The organism is Rudaea sp., assembly GCF_036560865.1.
Lineage (GTDB): Bacteria > Pseudomonadota > Gammaproteobacteria > Xanthomonadales > Rhodanobacteraceae > Rudaea.
Genome location: NZ_DATBQK010000057.1, coordinates 1 through 19,474, shown reverse-complemented (window position 1 = coordinate 19,474; position 19,474 = coordinate 1). Strand labels below are relative to the sequence as shown.

The following is a 19,474-nucleotide window of genomic DNA, read 5'->3' as shown; positions in this document are numbered from 1 at the left end:
GGGATTGATGAAGAACGGCGCATAGAAGCGCGCCGCAGCCTGGCTGTAGTAGCGCAGCGCCGGAATGACGCGCCAGCCATCGTCGAAACCCTGATACCACGAGGCTTCGAGCGTATGCGAATGCAGACCCCAGCTGTCCTGCGCATAGCGATAGTCCAGATGCAGCGATGCGTCGATCTGCGCGAACGAACGCCGGTAGCGCACCAGGCCTGCGGCTTCCAGGCGCTGGTCGGGGCGCCGCTCCGGCCCGGCGCTGCCTGCGTAATCGAACAACTTGTACGGGTCGGACAGATAGCCGTTTTGCAGATTGAGCTGGATGCCGGCCTGCAACACCTCGGAGCGGTTGAGCACCCAGGCCAGACTGCCGAATGCCGACGAGGTGTTCTTGATCGCGTAGGGAATACGGTTGTAGAGCTGCGCATCGGTCGGCTGGACCTCGTCGTGTGAAAAACTGCCGCCATAGCCCAGTGTGAGCGCCGGGTCGAGTGCCTGACTGCGTTCGACGCCGACCGCGGTCGCGCGATAGTCGCGTTCAACCGAGTACGAGGCGCTATATGTTGTGTTCGTACTCGTGCCGGGGCTCTGGGTCAGGGCAACATTCAGCGCGCTGCGATGATCGCGGATCGTCGCGCCGCTCAGCACCTGCACGATGCGGTGGTCTGGGGTCGGCACCACGTACCACGGCGACGAACCGCTCATCACTTCGTGCGTGGCGGCGAGCTTGAGGCCGTAGCTGCCGCCGGCCAGCTTGGTATCCAGATCGAGCTGTTGCGAGAGCACGCGATAGCGCTGGCCGTCGCCGAATACGCTTGCTGGCGCCAGCGCATCCTCGTCGTATTCGGAAAAACGATAACTCGCATGCGTGTCGGCATCGTCGGTGGCCGCGGCCTTGGCATGCGAAGTCGGCAACAAGGCTGCGGCGGCAGCGAGCAGGGCGGAAAGCGAGGGGGATAGGCGTGGAGTCATATTGTTTTAGCTGGATCCCGGCTCAACGCACATCCTTGTACTGGCCGGGATGAGTTCACCTGAACTCAATTGCAGCCGCAGCCGCCGCCAGCGGCGCCCACACTGCCGTTGGAGCCTTCCTTGCTGAAATACGTGTGCTGTCGCATAGCCGCGTGCACGGGATCGGGATCCCAGCGCATATCCCAACGCGCGAGGCGTGCGCGCTGCCAGGGTTCGACTTTCGTCGTCGCACAGCCGGCGAGGACGCCGAGCACGATCAGGGCGAGGATCAGGCGCAGCGACTCACGGCACATGCGTCGGCTCTTTGGCGAGTTTGCCGATCTCGGTGCGCAGGATGTCGACGTCGCGCGGATTGAAACTTTGATTGCGCAGGCGCACGACGCCGTTGCGATCGATGAGATAGGAAGTCGGCATGCCGACCAGGCCGAAGGCCTTGGGCACGTCGCCGACCGGGTCGAGCACGACCGGATAAGTCACCGGATGCGCGGCGAGGAATTTTTTCACGTCGCCGGGTTCCTCGTCGAGATTGATCGCGACGATCTCGAAGTCCGCGCGCGACAGGCCGGTATACAATTTCTCATATTGCGGCAGCGATTCGCGGCACGGCGCGCACCACGAAGCCCAGAAGTCCACGAGCACGACCTTGCCACGCACGTCGGCGAGACCGAGCGGCGCGGCGCTGCCGAATTGCGGCAGGCGGAAGTCGGGAGCCTTGGCGCCGATCTCGACGGCAAGGCTCTTGTCCGGGCTCAGCATGGTGAGCAGCGTGAAGGCCAGCAGCTCGGTGCCGCGCTGCAGAAATCGCCCCGACGCTGCCCACAGTCGCATTTGTGCCGCAAGACTCATGGGCAGGCCAATCCACCGACGCTGGTCAGGCGCGTGATTGCCAGCGTGCCGCCGGAGAAGTGGGTGGTATCGATCGGCGTCCACGTCACCGTGCCGTTATTGCAGTCGGTGAAGGTGAAGCTCAGCGTGCCCCACGGCGGGCGCGTGATCTTGGTCGAATCGAAGGCAGGTGGGAAGAACCCGCCGGTCGTTTCGGCAACGTTGAAGGTGGCAGTGTTGCCGCTGTAATTGCCGACGCCGATTAGAAAGAGGTTGTGGCCAGTGTCGTCGAACACGTACCAGAAGGCGCCGATGAGGTTGTTGGCCAGGACTTCAACATTGAAACCTTGTCCGGACTGGGTGTTGTTGTACCAAGTCCCGGTCAGCCCCGGGGTGATCGCGAACGTGGGCGGCGGCGGAGTGGCCGCATTGACCGTGATCGTTCCGACCATTCCCATGCTTTGGTGCATCTCACAGTGATAACCGAACGTGCCGGCATTGTTGAATGGGATGGTCACGGTCCAGCCGGTCGAAGGGTTTCCATTCCCGCCCGCGCCGTCGCAACCATTGGCGCAGCGGAACAAGCCTGCTGTGTCCGAAACGACATCGTGATCCGCTATATAACCGGCATAGGTGAAGGTCACCGTATCACCTGCGTTGATCGTGAGGTTCGCCGGAAAGAACCCGAGAATATCCGACGAGCCGTAGCCGTAACCCCCACTACCTACCGCACCCACGGAAACCTTGTGATTTACACCGGCCAGGGCCGGCGAAGCGGCACATAGCAGCAGGAGCCACGGCAGCACCATTCTGAATTTGTTGAACATGACCATTACCTCGTTATCCAAGTTCTTGCGGGCGTTGTTCCACTGGAACCTTCGGTGTATTCCCGAACGTCGCCAAATGGTTCATCGACCGGCTCGATTGCCGTCAGGCAAGAGATGCCAACGAAAAAAGCGCGGCTGCTTAGAACCGTCGGGCCCTGTTGGGGAATACACTACGCGGGGCACAAGAGTCGACCATGTTCCAGCGATCAACCAAACCGCCCGCCGGCGCAGCTGCCGCGCGAGGCTCGATGAATGCGGACGAGGCGGCGCTGATCGAACGCGTGGCGCGCAACGATCTGCGCGCGTTCGAAGTGCTGTACCGCAGCTACTTTCCGCGGTTGACGCGCTTTCTGGAGCGAATGACGCGGCGCCCAGAGCTGGTCGAGGAGATCCTCAACGACACGATGCTCGTCGTTGCGCAAAACGCGCACAAGTATAACAAGGGTTCGAAAGTATCGACCTGGATATTCGCGATCGCCTACCGCAAGGGACTCAAGGCGCTGCGCGACTTGAACGACCCGGTCGAGTCGGATCTGGAGCTTGACGATCTCGCCGGCGAAGATCGCCTGGAGCCCAGGGAAGAGCTGATGCAGTTGCAGTTGCGCCAGTTGTTGTCCGAGGCGGTCGACGCTCTCTCGGTCAATCATCGCGCGGTGATCGATCTGACCTATTTTCAGGGCGCAGGCTATCGGGAAATCGCGGAGATCATGGGTTGCCCGATCGAGACTGTGAAGACCCGCATGTTTCACGCACGCCGTCGCTTGAAGGCGCTGTTGCCCGAGCGGCTGGAGGACATTTTATGAGCGCACGCATTGTGAATCTGGGCTCACCGACGCATCAGAAGGTGCAGGATTTGCTGCCCTGGTTCGTCATGAAAACCCTGGACGATGCCGATCGCGAAGTCGTCGATGCGCACCTGCGCACCTGCGCAGCCTGCCAGCGCGATGTCGAATGGCATCGGCAGTTACGTGAGGCGCACAACGATCCTCTCCCCGCGCGCGACGTCGACCGCGCATTCGCCGCGTTGCGAGCGCAGCTGCCTGCGTCCGGCGTAACGCCGGCATCGACAAGCGGCGGATTGCGCGCGATCTGGCAACGCTTCGGTTTCGATCGACCCTTTGTCGGCTGGGCGTTGGCGCTGCAGTCGGTCGTCATCGTCGGTCTGGCTAGTGTGCTCGCTTTCGGTTATGGCAAGGCCGGTACGGACGAGTCGCGCCTGTTCCACGCGCTCGGCCGGCCCGCTGCGACCGTTGCGCCGGCCCGGTTGGTCGTCGTATTCGCGCCGCAAGCAACGCAGGCGGATATGCGCCGCGTATTGCTGGCAAGCGAAACGCGTATCGTCGACGGACCGACTGCAGCGGATGCGTATATTCTCGCGGTCGCACCGGCGCAGGCTGAGCACGCCGTGCAGATGCTGCGTGCAGAACAGTCAGTGTTGCTGATTCAATCGCTCGACGCGAAGGACGCGCATTGAGGCACGTGCTCGCCAGGTTGCTTGGGATGCTGCTCGTGTGTGCGGCGGGGATCGGATGCAACGTCTACGCCGCCACCAGTGCAGACGCCGCAGCGCCTGACGATCCGGCGCACCAGATTCTGGTCATGCTGCATCTGCCGGCGCAGCACTATCGCCCCGGCGCCAGCTACGGCGGCAACTACAGCGATCCACCCGGTCATGGTGCGCGCCGACGCATCGCGGAAAATCTCGCGCACGAATACGGACTGACGCTCGTCTCCGACTGGCCCATGCCGGCCATCGGCGTGGACTGCTACATCATGCGCGTGCCGGCCGCGCAGACGGTCGACGACGTCGTGCGGCGCATTTCCAAGGACCAGCGCACCGAATGGGTCCAGCCGATGAATGTGTTCCACGGATTGGCGCAGCAGCAAGGTTCGCTGTATTCCCTGCAGCCCAGCGCCAGGCTCTGGCATCTGGACGAGTTGCACAAGGTCAGCACGGGGCGCGGCGTGAGCATCGCGATCATCGACAGCGGTGTGGATACCACGCATCCGGATCTCACCGGGCGCGTAGCCGTCGAGCAGAACTTCGTCGATGCGCGCGCGCATGTCGCCGAGTCCCACGGTACGGCGGTCGCGGGTATCATTGGCGCACGTGCAGACAGTGGAGCAGGTATCGTGGGTATCGCGCCGCAAGCCGAATTGATGGCACTTCGTGCCTGCTGGGAAGAGTCCAGTGAGCAAACACTGTGCAGCAGTTTCACGCTGGCCAAAGCGCTGCAGTTTGCGATCTGGGACCAGGCGCAGGTGATCAACATGAGCCTGAGCGGACCACAGGACAAGCTGCTCGGACGTTTGCTGGATGTGGCGCTTGAGCGCGACACGACCGTTGTCGGTGCGGTGGATCCGCGCGCGCCCGATGGCGGATTTCCGGCATCGCATTCCGGTGTGCTGGCCGTTTCTGACGGGACTGGCACCGCATCGCACCTACCGGCGGGTGCAATTCTGGTAGCGCTTGGTAACGACGTGCCTGCACCGGCACCCGGCGCGAAATGGAATTTCGTTTCCGGATCGTCGTTCGCCACCGCGCAGGTCACCGGCATGGTCGCCCTGGTGCGCGAGCTTGCACCGGCCATGAGCATGCGCCAGTCGCCGGCTTGGGCGCAGTTTCCGACCGGTTCCCAGGACGGACCTGCGGGCGCCGTCGATGCCTGCAGCACGCTGCGGCGGGCAGCGCCGACACTCACTTGCGAACACGAGACAGAACGAACTTCGAGCGCGTCGCGATAAGCGGCGGACGCTGCATGCGCGGCATCCTCCTTGTCCTGCTCGGCTGCTTGCTGGCCGGCAACGCGCTGGCCCAGGTGTCGGCCGAAGTCAGTATCGCGTCCGACAATATATTCCGCGGCATCTCGCTGACCGAAAACCGGGCGGCTCCCGCGCTCGATCTCGCTTTCGACAGTTCCGCGGGATGGTTTGCCGGCGGCATGGTGTCCACGACGCAATTTTACGGGCAAACCCACGCGAGCGCGGAAGGGATTCTCGATGTCGGTTATGCGCAAGCGATGAGTTCCGGACTCACCTGGGAAGCGGGTGCGACATATTCCATTTTTTCCAATTTTACTTTCTGGAACTACAGCGAGATCTTCGTCGGTCTCTTGTCGGAAAACTGGAATGCGCGGCTTTACTATTCACCGAATTATTTCGGCAGACACGAACGCACCCTGTACGCGGAATTCAACTACTCACATGCGCTGGGCGACCGTCTGCGTCTGCTCAGCCATCTCGGCGCCCTGCAAGGCAGTTCGAAATTCGCGACGAGCAACCCGCGCACACTCGACGCAAGCCTGGGTCTCGGCGCAAAGTTGGGCAGCGTCAACATGCAGCTCAACTGGGTCACTACGAATCGCGCGAGCTCTCTGTATCCGATTGCGTTTGCTGACAGCCGGCACGAGTGGGTGTTGAGCTTGGCGTATAGCTATTGATATCCGGTCGCGTTCACCCGTTGAAATCCAACTCTGCCGCCGCGTTCTAAGTCTTCAGCGTCCAGAGCGCGGCGAAATCGAGGCGAAGTAGGGCGCTTGCCGGCAGACGAGGCGTGAGAACAGCCAGCGCCCGGCGGACGAACCGCCCAAGCGCTGGAACATCGCCAGCGAACGCGTCGTCACGCGACGCTGCGCAGCACCGGCTTCGGCTTGCGCTCGCCCGCTGCAAGCTCGGCCGGATCGAAATCGTCGACGCTGATGAATTCGAACGTTGCCGCGCGCACGCGTTCGAGCAGTTTGCGCTCCTCGCTTGTGATCGCGCCAATCTGTTCGGCTTCGCCGAGTTGTGCCGCGGCGTCGAGACTCTTGAGCGCACCGCTCTTGAGCGCCTTGAGGAATTTGCGCTCCACGGGTTCGGCCGCAATCACATCGGGCAGCAGCGCATTCATGCGGCCAACGACATTGTTCGGGCTCGGCGTGAGGAAGGCCCATTCGGCCAGACGATCGCGCGCGTCGTTCGGTGCGCACAGGATTGCCGCGACCCGATGACCCAGGCGGTCCGACGGCGGCACTTCGCGGCGACCGAACGGGAAAACGAGCAGGTACAACACCCATGCCGCGGGACGGATCGGGAAATTGCGCAGCACGCCGTCGAGCGCATTCTGCATGCGATACGCGCAGTCGTGGAACGCCCACGCGAGCAGCGGCTGATCGGCGACCGGCCGGCCCTGATCCTCGTAGCGCTTGAGCATGGCGCTGGCGATATACAGATTCGACAGCACGTCGCCGAGGCGCGCAGAGAGTTTCTCCTTGAACTTGAGCTTGCCGCCGAGCAGCAGCATCGAGGTGTCGGCGACCAGCGCCAGCGCGGCGGCGTAGCGATTCAGCTTGCGGTAGTAACGCTTTGTATACTTGTCGCCCGGTGCGCTGCCGATCTTCGCAAACGTGAATCCGAGCACGAAGCTGCGTGCTGCGTTGGAGATTGCGAACCCGACATGCGCGAACAATTCGCGATCGAACGCCCGCAGGCGCGTGGTGTAGTCGGCAATCTGCGCGGCTTGCATTTCCTTGAGCACATGCGGGTGGCAGCGGATCGCGCCCTGGCCGAAAATCATCAGGCTGCGCGTCATGATGTTGGCGCCCTCGACCGTGATCGCGATCGGCGCCGTCTGCCAACTGCGGCCGGCATAGTTGTTGGGTCCGAGCTGCACGCCCTTGCCACCGTGCACATCCATCACGTCTTTTGCCACTTCGCGGCCGAGTTCGGTCGTGTGGTATTTGGCGATCGCCGACGGCACCGCCGGCTTCTCTCCGCGATCGACCGCGGCCGCAGTCGCTTTCGACAAGGCCGTGATCGCATAGGTGTAACCGCCGATGCGCGCGAGCGCTTCCTCGATGCCCTCGAAGCGACCGATCGCCATGCCGAACTGCTTGCGCATTCTTGCGTAGGCTCCGGTTGCGATCGCGCCCATTTTCACGCCGCCGCTCGCGTTCGACGGCAGGGTGATCGCACGCCCGACCGAGAGGCATTCAACCAGCATGCGCCAGCCCTGGCCGGCCATTTCCGCGCCACCGATCAGTTGCGACAGCGGGATGAAAATATCCTTGCCGCGCAGCGGACCGTTCTGGAATGCGGCATTGAGCGGGAAATGGCGGCGGCCGATTTCCAGACCCTTGGTCTCGCGCGGAATCAGGGCCAGCGTGATGCCGATATGCTCGACGTCGCCGAGCAGGTGATCCGGGTCGTGCATCTGGAAGGCCAGACCGATCAGGCTCGCCACCGGCGCAAGCGTGATGTAGCGCTTGTCGAAGGTCAGGCGCACGCCCAGCACCTGTACGCCGTGCCAGTCGCCCTGGCAGACGACGCCGTAGTCGGGAATCGAGGTCGCGTCCGAACCGGCGAACGGGCCGGTCAGCGCGAAGCAGGGAATCTCGCGCCCGTCGGCCAGGCGTGGAAGATAGTACTCGCGCTGTTCCTTGGTGCCGTAGTGCAACAGCAGTTCGCCGGGTCCGAGCGAATTCGGCACACCCACTGTCGAGGACAGCGAGCCGGAAATGCCCATGAGTTTCTGCAGCACGGCCGACTGGCCGAGCGCGGAGAATTCGAGGCCGCCATATGCTTTTGGAATGATCATGCCGAAGAATTTTTTCTTCTTGATGAACTCCCAGATCTCCGGGGTCAGATCGGCAAGTTCATGCGTGATCTGCCATTCGTCGCTCATGCGGCACAATTCCTCGACCGGACCGTCGAGAAACGCCTGCTCCTCGACCGATAGTTCCGGCTTCGGCTGCTTGAGCAGGATCGACCAGTTCGGCTTGCCGCTGAACAGTTCGCCTTCGAAGCCGACTGTGCCGGCTTCCAGCGCGACGCGCTCGGTAGCGGATAACTGCGGGGTGATCTTCTGATAGACCACGAGCAGCGGCGCGGTGATTTTTCGGCGACGGAAGTCGTCGAAGTTGAGCGGAACCGCGATCAGGCCGAACACGATTGCAGTGGACGCCATCGCGAGCCAATGACTGCCGGCAAGCATGCCGATGACGATCAGCGCGGCGAAACCGGCGATCGTCCAGCTGCGCAGGCCGACGCGGAAGTAAGCGCAGGTCAGCGACGCGATGAGAGCAGCGAGTAAGGGGTACCAGACGTTCATGACGTGATCCTCGGGGGATGCTGGATGTGGTTCAAGGTTGGAGATGATTGGATGAAATCGAGCACGCTGCGCGTGAACGCGGCATTGCTGTCGCCGGCAACCATGTGCGTGGCTTTTTCCACACGCACATGCCGGGCATGCGGAACATGCTCGAGAAATTCGCGGATCGTGGCGGCGGACACGACATCGCTGCGTTCGCCGCTGATCAGCAGGGTCGGCACATCGATGCCGCGTGCGGCGTCGAGCAGGGCGGACTGCAGCGGTTCGCTGTCCGCAGCGACGAAATCGAGCAGCTGCGGATCCCAGTGCCAGCGCAGGCGGCCGTCGTCGCCGGTGATCAGCATCTGGCGCAGACGTTCGGGCGACTTGCGTCGGCTGCGATGCGGCAGGTACAGCGCAATCGCATCGCCGGCTTCGTCGAGATTCGCGAATCCTTGCGGATGCGCGCGCATGAAATCGAGGATGCGCGCCACACCAGCTGCTTCCCAACGCGGCGTGATATCGACGAGCACAAGGGCACGGAACGCCGCGGACTGTGCCTGCGCGGAAAGACCTAGTAGACCGCCCATCGAGGCGCCGATCAGGATCGGCCTCAGCCCCGCCGAGCTAGTGCTTACCCGTGCCAGTTGCACCAGATCGTCGGTCAGTTGTGCGTAGTCGTAGTGGCCGTCGGTGCGCCAACCGCTGTCGCCGTGACCGCGCGCGTCGGCGGTCAGGCAATGCCAGCCGGATTGGGCGAGTGTCATGGCGGTATCGTCCCAGGCATGTCGGGTCTGGCCGAACCCGTGCGCGAATACCAGCGACGGCGACGTTTCATCGCCGAAATGCTCGCAGGCCAGGCGCAGGCCATCGCTAGCGGTCAGGTATTCCACGCGCTGGAGCACGCGCGGAAGCGCTGGGTTGAGTGCTGACGCAGAAATCACCATACGCTAGAGTATGGAAGCGCGTTTTAGAGCTGTCAATACGTAAGGCGAGGGTTGATGGCTGAGATTCAAAAGCTGCAAAGCCGCGAGCTTATGATCTTCAGCCCTCAGCCCTCAGCCCTCAGCCTTCAGCCCTCAGCCCTCCTTACACTGCACCGCAGCACAACTGAGGCTTCCCGTTGCCCATCCGCACTCGCTACCATGCCCGCATGTTGCAAGCCGCCGAGAAACTCGAACGTTCGCGCCTCACTGCCGCCGACTGGGAAGCGGGCGCGCTGGATCTGATCGCCGAACAGGGCATCGCCGCGCTTGCTGTCGAGCCGCTGGCGCGCAAGCTCAATGTCACCAAGGGCAGCTTCTACTGGCATTTCGCCACGCGCGAGGCGCTGCTGACCGCGGCGCTGCGACGCTGGGAAGCGCACGTGGACGAAGCTTTGGAGCAGATCGCGGCGATTGCCGAACCGCGCGAACGCCTGTATGAGCTGTTTCGTCGCACCGGCCGCGAGGCGAAATCACATGTGATTTATTCCGCGCTGCTGCGCGCGCTCGATCATCCGAGTGTGCAGCCGGTGATGGAACGCGTCTCGCAGCGGCGCCTGGATTTCCTCAGTCTCGCCTATCGCCAGGTCGGCATGTCGCGTGGCAATGCCTTGCACCGCGCGCACCTCACCTATGCGGCCTATGTCGGATTCCTGCAACTCGCACTGCAACTGGGCATGCCGCGGCTCGATCATGCCGAGCTCGAGGCTTATGTCGAACATGTGATGTCGACCTTGATTCCGGCCTAGCTTCCCTTCTCCGATCGGGAGAAGGTGGCGCGTAGCGCCGGATGAGGGACGAGCGCCGCAACCAGGTGGTGGAATATCAATTTGCGAGCCTTCTCCCTCATCCGCCTTCGGCACCTTCTCCCGGTGGAGAAGGGAAAATAACGAAAAGTGATATTTTGCGGCCCTTGGCCACGTTGGAGCGTAATGAACAGCAAACTCGAAACGCTCAACCGTTGGGTTGAGGAGGTCGCGGCGTCGACCCAGCCTGAGCGCATCCACTGGTGCGACGGCAGCGAGGCTGAGTCCGATGCGCTGGTCGAGCTGATGCTCAAGAGCGGCGATCTGATCGAACTCAATCCGCGCACGCATCCGAACTGTTATCTGCATCGCTCGCATCCGTCCGACGTCGCGCGCGTCGAACATCTGACCTTCATCTGCACCGAAAACCGCGACGATGCCGGTCCCAACAACAATTGGATGGCGCCGGCGGACGCGCACGCGAAGATCGATGCGCTGTTTGCCGGCAGCATGCGCGGACGCACGCTGTACGTGATTCCCTACTGCATGGGGCCGATCGATTCGCCGCTGGCGCGCTGCGGTGTCGAGATCACCGACAGCCCTTATGTTGTCGCGAACATGCGCATCATGACGCGCATGGGCGCAGCCGCGCTGGCGCGCATTGAGCGTGAAGGCGAGCTGCGGGAAGGATCGTTCGTCAAAGGCCTGCATTCGATCGGCGAACTCGATCCGGCCAGGCGCTACATCATGCATTTTCCGCAGGACCTGACGATCAAATCGATCGGCTCGGGTTACGGCGGCAACGCGCTGCTCGGCAAGAAATGCCACGCGCTGCGCATCGCCTCGTGGCAGGCGCGCGGCGAAGGCTGGCTCGCCGAGCATATGCTGATCGTCGGTATACAAAATCCCAAAGGCGACATTTTCTACATTGCGGCGGCGTTTCCGTCGGCCTGTGGCAAGACCAATCTGGCCATGCTGATTCCGCCCGAGAGCTATCGCGCGGCCGGCTGGAAAATGTGGACCGTCGGCGACGATATCTGCTGGATGACGCCGGCTGCGGACGGGCGTCTATGGGCGATCAACCCGGAGGCCGGCTATTTCGGCGTCGCGCCCGGCACCAGCGAAAAGACCAACCCGAATGCGCTGGCGATGCTCAATCACGACGCGATCTTCACCAATGTCGCGCTCACCGGCGATGGCGATCCTTGGTGGGAAGGGCTGCCCGGCACGCCGGCGAAGGACTGGCAGGGGCGCGACGTCGTGCTTAACAGCAGCGGTGCTTCGAGCGGGCCGGCCGCGCATCCGAATTCGCGCTTCACCGTGTCCGCGCGCCAGTGCGCGAGCTGGTCGCCGCATGCCGAAGATGCGCACGGCGTGCCGATTTCCGCGATCGTGTTCGGCGGGCGGCGCGAGCACCTGCTGCCGCTGGTGTTCGAGGCACGCGACTGGACGCATGGCGTGCTCGCCGGCGCCGCGATGGGTTCGGAAACCACCGCTGCGGCGACCGGCGCGGTCGGCGTGCTGCGCCGCGATTCGATGGCGATGAAGCCGTTCTGCGGCTACAACTTCGCCGACTATTTCGCGCACTGGCTGACGTTCGACCAGCCCGCTGCGGCCTTGCCGAAAATCTTCCATGTCAACTGGTTCCGCAAGGGCGAGGACGGCAAGTTCCTCTGGCCCGGCTTCGGCGACAATCTGCGCGTGCTCGAATGGATCATCGGCCGTTGCAGCGGCGACGAGGGCGCCGAGGAAACACCGATCGGCAATCTGCCGCGCACGCAGGATCTGAATCTGGCCGGCCTGGATCTGCCGCACGGCAAACTAGAAGCCTTGCTGCATGTCGATATCGAAGGCTGGCTCGCCGAATACGAAAGCATCGGCGAATATCTGGCTTCGTTCGGCGCGCGCATGCCGGCCGCCCTGCTGCGCGAGCATCGGCGCATCAGCGCACTGCTGGCCGAGGCGGAATCGGAAACCCAGCCGGTCGGTACGCCCTGATCCACGCGTGTGCCAGCCGCTAAACCTTATGCCGTATTGGCGCATCCAAGCACGCAAATGGATGGCGCCACCCTCAGCATGAATGCTCCGCTGCTCGAGTCGGACTCGGCGTATGTCGACGACAGCGCGCTCGTACGCCGCAGTGCGGCCGGCGACACGCGCGCGTTCGAGCAGTTGTATCGCAGCCATGTTGGACGCGTCCACGGCGCGATTCTGCGCCTGGTCGGCATGGATCGCGCACGCGCCGAGGAGTTGACCCAGGAAGCGTTCGTGCGCGCCTGGCAGAAGTTGTCGAGCTTCCGCTATGAAAGCGCGTTCTCGACCTGGTTGTACCGGCTCGGCGTGAACACGGCCTTGATGGAATTGCGCGGCCGGCGCGAAGCGGAAAACGTCGACGACGCGACGCTGGAATATGCGGCCGGCGGTGAAGTGCCATTCTGCGCCGGCGAGCGCGGCGATCTGGAGCGCGCGGTATCCGCACTGCCGCCACGTGCGCGCGCGGTGCTGGTACTGCACGACGTTGAAGGTTGGAAGCACGAGGAAATCGCGGCGGAACTCGGCATGGCGACCGGTTCGTCGAAAGCCCAATTGCATCGCGCGCGCGGCTTGCTGCGGCGTGCGCTCGGAGGTGAGACATGAGCGAGTTTGAGTGGCGCAATCAGATGCACAAATTGAATACGCCGGAACCGCCAGCGCGCGAACTGTGGCCGGAAATTTCCGCGCGTATCGCGCAACAGCCGCGCGTTGCGCCAAGGCGCGCCATGCGCCGAGCATTCGCGGCCATCGCGGCCACGGTCATTATCGCCAGCGGCGCCGGGTTGCTGGCTTATCGCCTCGATCGCAATGCCGCGCCAACGGTTTCCGCGCCCGTCGTGGCCGTGTCGCCGATTGTCACGAGTGAAACGCCGCCGCGAACCGCGCTCGACTGGGCGGTGCCATCCGATCCCAAGCTTGCCGCCGTGGCCCAGGGCCTGGACAAGGCCAGCGCCGATCTGCAAGCCGCGCTTGAGGCGCGACCCGATGCGGTGTTTCTGGTCAGCATGATCAATCGCACCAATGCGCAGCGCATGCGCTTGTTGCGTCAGTCCGCGATCTCGGGCTGAAACCACAGGAGGATTTTATGCAAGAGTCACAAGCCCACTTTGCCGCATCGCGCTGCCTGCTCGCCTGCGCGCTGCTCGCGGCGCTGCAGCTCGGATTCGCTGCGGACGCGCCGCCGGCCGCGGAAACGATCTCGGCCGATGGCAACGCGGCGAAGACGCTGGATCGCAGCTACAGCTTCGCCGGCGACGGCACGATAGAAGTCAGCAATGTGCGCGGCAGCGTCACGGTGACCGGCGGCAATCAGGATCGGGTGACGCTCACCGGTAGTCTCGGGGCCGGTTCCAAATTGACCATCGAAGGCAGTGCCAGGCATCTGGATCTGCATGTCGAATCGGCCAGCAGCGGCGGCTTTTTCGGCGGTCACGGGCCGGGCAGCGACAGCACGTTGGTATTGATCGTGCCACATGCTTCCGCGGTCAAGCTCGATCTGGTCAGTGCCGACGGCAAGGTCAGCGGCGTCGACGGCAAATCGCTGGAGGTCGACTGCGTCAGCGGCAAGCTGGTATTGAGCAGCGCCGCCACGAGCGTCGACGTGGACAGTGTGAGCGGCGATGTTTCGTTCGAAGCGGCACGCACCGGCGCCACCGAACACGTGCATTTGCAGACGGTGAGCGGCAACATCGATGCGAAAGGCGTCGGTGGGCGCGTGAAACTGGAAACCGTGTCGGGACGTATCGGTTTCGCCTCGCCTGAAGTCAGCGAGTTCAATGCCGAGTCGGTATCGGGCGCGATCGAAGCAACGACTGGCCTCGCCAAGAGCGGGCGCATGCATGTGGAAACGCTGAGCGGCAGCCTGCGCGCGCATCTGCCGGCGAACCTGTCCGCGCGCATCCACGGGCAAACATTCAGCGGCAGCCTGCGCAGCGATTTCGGTACCGTGTCGAAAGCTGAATTCGGTCCGGGCAGCGATCTCGACGTTCGCGTCGGCGATGGCGATGCGCGCATCGAGGCGCAGTCGTTCAGTGGGAACGTCGAGTTGCGCAAGCAGTAATCCGCACCTGACAAAATCTACTACGCTCGATAATTTGCGCGCCGGCGGTGCTCGGAATCCTCATTTACTGACAAGTAAACTCCGGTTCCTGCGCTCCGGCGACACGCAAATTCCCATCGCTCGCTACGATTTTGTCAGGTGCTCCACGCTGCTCCGATCCGGGAAAAGCGCGACGAGTTCCGGCAAATAATCGGCATAGCGACGCCAGCGCTCGACCGCGTGCGTGTAGACCGGCTGGCGTACTTGCCACACGCTGGCGGTGGTTATGGCAGCCTGCTCCAAGCCTGAATCTGGCCGAGGATTGCTGGCGGCAATGCCAAGAAATTCCGCGAGCTGCCGCCGTTGTTCTTCCGGCTGTGCGACAAAGGTTTCGTAGTCGAGATCGAAAATTTCGATGGCCAGCGTACGGCGCCAGTGGGCGATCAGCGCCTTGCAGCTTTTTTCCACTTCGGCAATAGCCGGGAAATCATAGGTGAAGCCCAGATCCGCGTGGGCAAAATGCTGCATCCACAGCGATAGCGCCGTGTCGCGCGGAGCGCGCCGGCAATGAATGAACTTCGCGTTCGGGAACAGCGCCGCGATGAAATCGAGATAGCGGAAATTGAGCGGATTCTTGTCGATATAGAAACGTGCTGGCGTGTCGTCGCGGCGCAGCTGCTTGCGGATGAAAGTTGCGATTCCGGCCAGTGCTGCCGGGTCGCGAAGCTTGTCCTGTCCCGCCAGATGCGCATGCAGCGTTGAAATCCAGTCGAGCTCGCCGCGATCGCGCACGCCGACCTCGCGTGCCAGCGTGCTGGCGACCAGCGTCGTACCGGTGCGTGGCAGGCCGACAATGAACACCGGCACGAAATTCCCGTTGGCAGGCAGTGCCGGCAAGCGCGGGGCTTGCAGACGCGATTCGATCGAACGCCGCCAGTCGTCGCTGCGCCAGTCCGTCGTCGCGCGCTCGCGCGCGTTGGCCTCGCGCAACACCAGCGCGGCATTCGCGTAGTCGCCGACATCGTCGAGCGCCTTGCCCAGGGCGAAGCCGGCGCACGTGCGCGCCTCCGCTTCCAGCGTCGGGCTCGACCAGCCGGAGCGAAAGCGTTCGATGTCGGCATCGGCCCGGTCCACATAGCGCCGGCAATAGGCTATGCGCAGCCACGCGGCGCTTTGCATCGGATCGTGATCGAGCGTCGAGCGTAGCGTGGCGGCGGCCTCATCGAAATGACCCAGGGCGAGCTCGACGTCACCCACGCGCGACTCGATGCGCGCATCCAGCGGCCAGCGGCATCGCGCCTCGCGGACGATCGGCAGGGCCTGGGTAAATGCGGCACATTCGACCAGGAAACCGATTGCGCCGAGGGCGCCTTCCGCATCGAACTGCGCATTGTTCCACAAGGTAGTGACGACGTCCGCGGCCGCCCGCAAGCGCCCCTCATCGCGCAGCATGATCGCCAGCGAGTAGCTCGCATCGCGATGCGCAGGCTGGCGGCGCAGCACGCCACGCAGTTCGCGCTCGGCCTCGTCGATGGCACCGCACATGCGCAGTGCATTGCCGCGCCAGTAATGCAGATCGAGCGCGCCGGGAAAACGCGCGAGCGCGATGTCGAGCAACGGTCCCGCAGTCGGCGCATGCCCTGCGCGCACCAGCAGGGCAGCAAGTTGGCAGCAGGTATCGACATCGGGCGCAAGCGCATCGACGTGGGCGCGCAGGGCCACGTTTGCCGCAGCGGTACCGCGCCGTTGCGCATCGGCGACGAATTCGGCGACCAGGGTCTGTGGATCAATGGCGGGCATGCGTGACGAAATCCCTCTCAGTAGCCGGCGGGCAGATAGCGCAAGCGCTGCATCTGTTCGCGATGGTCGGCGATGATGCGATTCACCTGCGCGCGCGTGAGCGCCTCGCGCCACTGATTGCTGCGTCCGGCGCGGAAGAAATGTTTGCCCTTGATCGGCACTTCGACAAAGCCGTCGCGCTTTTCCATGCCTGCCAGCGACTGGAAATCCGCATGCCCGATCGCGCGCTCAACGCGACCGCGGTCGGCATCCAGTCCGACCAGCCGCGCCACCTTGCCGAATCCTTTCGCCGGTTTTTCCAGCAGATCCTCATAGCGCAGGATCAAAACGCGCGGACCCTGCATCGCAGTCCAGCTCTGCACATGCTGCGACCACGAACCGAGGAATTCGGACGTGAACAGTTCGCTGTTGCCGGTGGCTGCGCGTGCATCGCCGAGATAGTCGATTGCCGCATCGATGCCGATCGTGAAGTGATGCGACATGCTGACCGCCACATCGAGTGGATTGCGCACGATGCAGATTGCGCCCGCTGTAACGTGAGGCGTATGCAGCGCTACGCCATCGAGTGTACCGGCCATGCTGTGGGTTTTCACGAACACGGTTTTTGGCGCGGCCGCGGCGATCGCCGCGTGCACTTGCGGGCGCAGTGCACACAATTGATCAAAATCCAGTTCTATACTCGGGCGCCCGGCCATCTTCGAATACAGTTCCGGGTCCGCCTCCAGCGCGCCGTATTTCGGCAAATCCGCGAGCGCCACGGGCGCCGGTCGGTTCGCGACCAGGTTGGCGAGAAACGCGCGCAACCAGGTGTTGCCGGATTTCGGATACGAAGCGAGCCAGACGATGTTTCCCATGATTCGCGCGCTCAAACCTGGTTGGTCGGCAAAGGCGTCATGGCGTAACGGTCTTGATCGTCCAATGCATTCGCCAATGCAAAACCCATCGCATCGAGACTGGACACGCCGCGCCGCGCAGTCAGCGACAGGCCATCGAGGCATGGATTGAGCGGTGACGCGGAGGAGTCGTTCATGCGATTCCAGAAGCGTCCGCGGGCAACCGAATCAAGTCATGCATGTCGCGTATCCTGAACTAGCGCGTCGCAAATTGTTCGGCGCGTGCAATCGTGTCGGCGAGCGCAGGCAGGACCGCATCGATATCCGCGGCGTGGCGCCGCCATTTGTCGGGATCCGGGTCCGACAGCGTGTAGCGCGACAAGGGCAGATGCGCTACGAGCGGCTTGTCCCAGACAAACCCGAGCGCGTTGCATAGACGCGCAATTTGCGCGGACGGATCTGCGATCAGCGTATCGTACCGTGCGACATGCACGCGGTTCGCCGGCAGCATGGCGAGGTCGTCGAGCAGTGTGCGGGTCGTGGCCTGCCATTGCGCAGCGACAACGTCGTGCAGGGGCCTGCCGTCAAGTTCGCGCCAGCCGGGCGTGAGCAGCAGCGACCATGGCAATCCGGTCCACCCGGGCAATTTCGGATAGGTGGAGAAACGCCCCGAATTCCACGCCTCGATCATGCTTGCGAGCACCTGGCGGACGTCGCGGTAAAGGTATACAAAATGCGCCTCCGGGAAAATCTGCGCAAGAAACGGCACGCGCAGAGCATTCTTCGGGGTCTTCTCGAGCATGCGCAGCGGACCAGCCGGCGCGGGTCGCTGCGCACGGTCGCGCAGCGCAGCGCGGAAGGCCGCGCGCAGCGCGATCGTCACATTCGGCGTCGCCGCGTCCGCATCGAGGCGGTTCGACGCATAGCCGCGCGCGGCTGGATGCAGTTCTGGAATCGATTCGATCAGTACATGGCTCTCGTCGCCGATCGTGTACGCATTCGCGGCCTGCGCGAGCGTCTCGAACAACAGGGTCGAGCCCGAGCGCGGAGCCGACAGAACAAACACCGGTCGTTCGAAAGAGGGGTCGGCCCCGGCGCGCGAGCGGATATAGCGAAGCTCGGCCGACGCCTCCACGCTCTCGACCGCCTGTTCGGCGAGCGCGAGCGGCCGGTCGGCCAGCGCCATGCGGATCACCATGCTGTTCAATACGCGGTTCAAGTTGACGCCGTTGCGCAAAAGTATACCCAGCGCGTATTCGCGCAACTCGTCGCTGAAGGTGTCGAGCGTGCGCCGGTACTCGGGCCAGCCAGCCTGCGCTTCCCCGTATTGCGCCCAGAGCGCCTGCCAGCGTCCGAGAAAGCGCATCGCCGCCGCGTGCGCGGCGTCGAGCTGCGGCTGCGGCGCGGCCTCCGCGAACAGGAAACTCACGTGCGCTCGCGCTTCCCATGGCGTCATCACGATCGGCGAATTGACCGATTCGTACTGCAGCGCATCGGTGCGATTCTCCCGGCCCGGCTGTGGGTGGAGCATGCTCTGCGCCCAGCCCGCGGGCGTCTTGTGGCCATGCGCGCGGCCCGCGTTTGCGATCTGCCAGAACGCCTCGCTGCCGACCGTGTCGGCGACGAGATGAACGCGCATGTCGTCGTGCGCATTGATCACCCGATGCTCGCGCCATGTGTCGAAAATCCAGCACTCGCCCGGCGCCATGTTCACTTCGCCCTCGCCGCAGATGAAACGCACGCCGGGCTGGGTGCGGATTGGAATGTGCACGCGCACGCGTTCGTGCCAGTAGTAATTGATGTCGACATGCGGCTCGACTTCCGCCTGTCCCGACAGACGCATGAGTCGTGTGCGGCCCCACACCGCGCCGAGGCTCGCGAGCGCTTCCACGATATACGGGCAACGCGCGAGATACGATGTGGCGCGCATCGGCCCGACGAAACCGTCGTTGTTCGCATCGCCATCGACCGCAATCAACGGCAGCGCCGTATTGCCCGGATAACCGAGCGGATGCGGTCGCCAGTCGCTTTCGTCAAATTGTGCGATTTCCTGTGCGAGCCGCGCTGCGTCGAATTGCAGCGGCAGCTGCACGAAAGGGACTTGAAGCTTCATGGGCCGAGCGATTTGCCTTTGTCAATCACATCAACCCCACGTGCAAGGGGGCAATAAATCGTCACGTCGCGAATTGTGGCACGGATACGCGGCGGGCCCGGCGATATTTCCCATCGTGACCTGGTCAAACCGGATGCGCGGAGAACGGCGGCATGTCCAGCGCCATGCGCAGAGGATCCAGCAGGCTGCCGTAACGCGGCGCGCGTGCGGTGTCGCGGCGCAAGGGCTCGCGCACCTGCATC

Annotated in this window: 20 protein-coding genes; 9 read left to right on the top strand and 11 right to left on the bottom strand. The window is 63.5% G+C overall.

Features of this window, described 5'->3' with window-relative positions; genetic code table 11:
* The 4 genes from VIE67_RS06580 to VIE67_RS06565 form a co-directional block, all read right to left on the bottom strand.
* A partial coding sequence (locus VIE67_RS06580; protein WP_332024489.1) for a DUF3570 domain-containing protein occupies positions 1 to 966 on the bottom strand: 966 nt, incomplete at its 3' end.
* A gap of 65 nt (positions 967 to 1,031) precedes the next feature.
* Positions 1,032 to 1,259 carry a DUF4266 domain-containing protein gene (locus tag VIE67_RS06575; RefSeq protein WP_332024487.1) on the bottom strand — a complete coding sequence of 76 codons (228 nt, stop codon included), beginning with the start codon at positions 1,257 to 1,259 and terminating at the stop codon, positions 1,032 to 1,034.
* Positions 1,249 to 1,812 (bottom strand): TlpA family protein disulfide reductase, encoded by a 564-nt coding sequence (locus VIE67_RS06570; protein ID WP_332024485.1) that lies wholly within the window; start codon positions 1,810 to 1,812, stop codon positions 1,249 to 1,251. Before VIE67_RS06570 ends, VIE67_RS06575 begins: the two co-directional genes overlap by 11 nt.
* Positions 1,809 to 2,618 (bottom strand): plastocyanin/azurin family copper-binding protein, encoded by an 810-nt coding sequence (locus tag VIE67_RS06565; protein WP_332024482.1) that lies wholly within the window; start codon positions 2,616 to 2,618, stop codon positions 1,809 to 1,811. Before VIE67_RS06565 ends, VIE67_RS06570 begins: the two co-directional genes overlap by 4 nt.
* A 194-nt stretch (positions 2,619 to 2,812) precedes the next feature.
* On the opposite strand from VIE67_RS06565, the gene VIE67_RS06560 reads away from it, so the two are divergent.
* From VIE67_RS06560 to VIE67_RS06545, 4 genes are read left to right on the top strand one after another with little or no spacing between them, the layout of a single operon-like run.
* Positions 2,813 to 3,421 (top strand): RNA polymerase sigma factor, encoded by a 609-nt coding sequence (locus VIE67_RS06560; RefSeq protein ID WP_332024480.1) that lies wholly within the window; start codon positions 2,813 to 2,815, stop codon positions 3,419 to 3,421.
* Positions 3,418 to 4,092, top strand: a complete 675-nt coding sequence (locus VIE67_RS06555) for a zf-HC2 domain-containing protein (protein WP_332024478.1) — start codon at positions 3,418 to 3,420, stop codon at positions 4,090 to 4,092. The genes VIE67_RS06560 and VIE67_RS06555 overlap by 4 nt, the downstream gene beginning before the upstream one ends.
* Before the next feature lie 26 nt (positions 4,093 to 4,118).
* Entirely contained in the window at positions 4,119 to 5,363 is a 1,245-nt protein-coding gene (locus VIE67_RS06550; protein WP_332024476.1) for a S8 family peptidase, read from the top strand.
* Positions 5,364 to 5,377: 14 nt separating this feature from the next.
* A complete protein-coding gene (locus VIE67_RS06545; protein ID WP_332024474.1) occupies positions 5,378 to 6,058 on the top strand; it encodes a TorF family putative porin in 681 nt (226 codons plus the stop codon).
* A gap of 54 nt (positions 6,059 to 6,112) precedes the next feature.
* On the opposite strand, the gene VIE67_RS06540 is transcribed toward VIE67_RS06545, so the two are convergent.
* The 3 genes from VIE67_RS06540 to VIE67_RS06530 are packed head-to-tail and all read right to left on the bottom strand — an operon-like array spanning position 6,113 to position 9,632.
* The gene (locus VIE67_RS06540; RefSeq protein WP_332024472.1) at positions 6,113 to 6,241 is read right to left on the bottom strand and encodes a hypothetical protein; all 129 of its coding nucleotides are present in this window, start codon (positions 6,239 to 6,241) and stop codon (positions 6,113 to 6,115) included.
* Positions 6,238 to 8,706, bottom strand: coding sequence for an acyl-CoA dehydrogenase (locus tag VIE67_RS06535; RefSeq protein ID WP_332024470.1), 2,469 nt, complete (start codon positions 8,704 to 8,706; stop codon positions 6,238 to 6,240). Before VIE67_RS06535 ends, VIE67_RS06540 begins: the two co-directional genes overlap by 4 nt.
* Positions 8,703 to 9,632, bottom strand: a complete 930-nt coding sequence (locus VIE67_RS06530; protein ID WP_332024468.1) for an alpha/beta fold hydrolase — start codon at positions 9,630 to 9,632, stop codon at positions 8,703 to 8,705. The genes VIE67_RS06535 and VIE67_RS06530 overlap by 4 nt, the downstream gene beginning before the upstream one ends.
* A gap of 206 nt (positions 9,633 to 9,838) precedes the next feature.
* Here VIE67_RS06530 and VIE67_RS06525 point away from each other — a divergent pair, with 206 nt between their 5' ends.
* The 5 genes from VIE67_RS06525 to VIE67_RS06505 all read left to right on the top strand — a co-directional run bounded on the left by VIE67_RS06525 (position 9,839) and on the right by VIE67_RS06505 (position 14,507).
* The gene (locus tag VIE67_RS06525; protein WP_332024466.1) at positions 9,839 to 10,417 is read left to right on the top strand and encodes a TetR/AcrR family transcriptional regulator; all 579 of its coding nucleotides are present in this window, start codon (positions 9,839 to 9,841) and stop codon (positions 10,415 to 10,417) included.
* 183 nt (positions 10,418 to 10,600) lie between these two features.
* A complete protein-coding gene (locus VIE67_RS06520; RefSeq protein ID WP_332024464.1) occupies positions 10,601 to 12,412 on the top strand; it encodes a phosphoenolpyruvate carboxykinase (GTP) in 1,812 nt (603 codons plus the stop codon).
* A gap of 57 nt (positions 12,413 to 12,469) precedes the next feature.
* Positions 12,470 to 13,051 carry an RNA polymerase sigma factor gene (locus VIE67_RS06515; protein WP_332024462.1) on the top strand — a complete coding sequence of 194 codons (582 nt, stop codon included), beginning with the start codon at positions 12,470 to 12,472 and terminating at the stop codon, positions 13,049 to 13,051.
* Positions 13,048 to 13,515 carry a hypothetical protein gene (locus tag VIE67_RS06510; protein ID WP_332024460.1) on the top strand — a complete coding sequence of 156 codons (468 nt, stop codon included), beginning with the start codon at positions 13,048 to 13,050 and terminating at the stop codon, positions 13,513 to 13,515. Before VIE67_RS06515 ends, VIE67_RS06510 begins: the two co-directional genes overlap by 4 nt.
* Before the next feature lie 17 nt (positions 13,516 to 13,532).
* On the top strand, positions 13,533 to 14,507 hold the full coding sequence (locus tag VIE67_RS06505) for a DUF4097 family beta strand repeat-containing protein (RefSeq protein WP_332024458.1): 975 nt from the start codon (positions 13,533 to 13,535) through the stop codon (positions 14,505 to 14,507).
* Positions 14,508 to 14,630: 123 nt separating this feature from the next.
* Here VIE67_RS06505 and VIE67_RS06500 read toward each other — a convergent pair whose 3' ends face one another.
* The 4 genes from VIE67_RS06500 to VIE67_RS06485 are packed head-to-tail and all read right to left on the bottom strand — an operon-like array spanning position 14,631 to position 19,232.
* Positions 14,631 to 16,286, bottom strand: a complete 1,656-nt coding sequence (locus VIE67_RS06500; RefSeq protein ID WP_332024456.1) for a tetratricopeptide repeat-containing sulfotransferase family protein — start codon at positions 16,284 to 16,286, stop codon at positions 14,631 to 14,633.
* Between the two features lie 17 nt (positions 16,287 to 16,303).
* On the bottom strand, positions 16,304 to 17,140 hold the full coding sequence (locus tag VIE67_RS06495) for a sulfotransferase domain-containing protein (RefSeq protein WP_332024454.1): 837 nt from the start codon (positions 17,138 to 17,140) through the stop codon (positions 16,304 to 16,306).
* Positions 17,141 to 17,151: 11 nt separating this feature from the next.
* On the bottom strand, positions 17,152 to 17,316 hold the full coding sequence (locus VIE67_RS06490; protein ID WP_332024452.1) for a hypothetical protein: 165 nt from the start codon (positions 17,314 to 17,316) through the stop codon (positions 17,152 to 17,154).
* 59 nt (positions 17,317 to 17,375) lie between these two features.
* Positions 17,376 to 19,232 (bottom strand): sulfotransferase, encoded by a 1,857-nt coding sequence (locus VIE67_RS06485; protein ID WP_332024450.1) that lies wholly within the window; start codon positions 19,230 to 19,232, stop codon positions 17,376 to 17,378.
* Between the last annotated feature and the right edge of the window lie 242 nt (positions 19,233 to 19,474).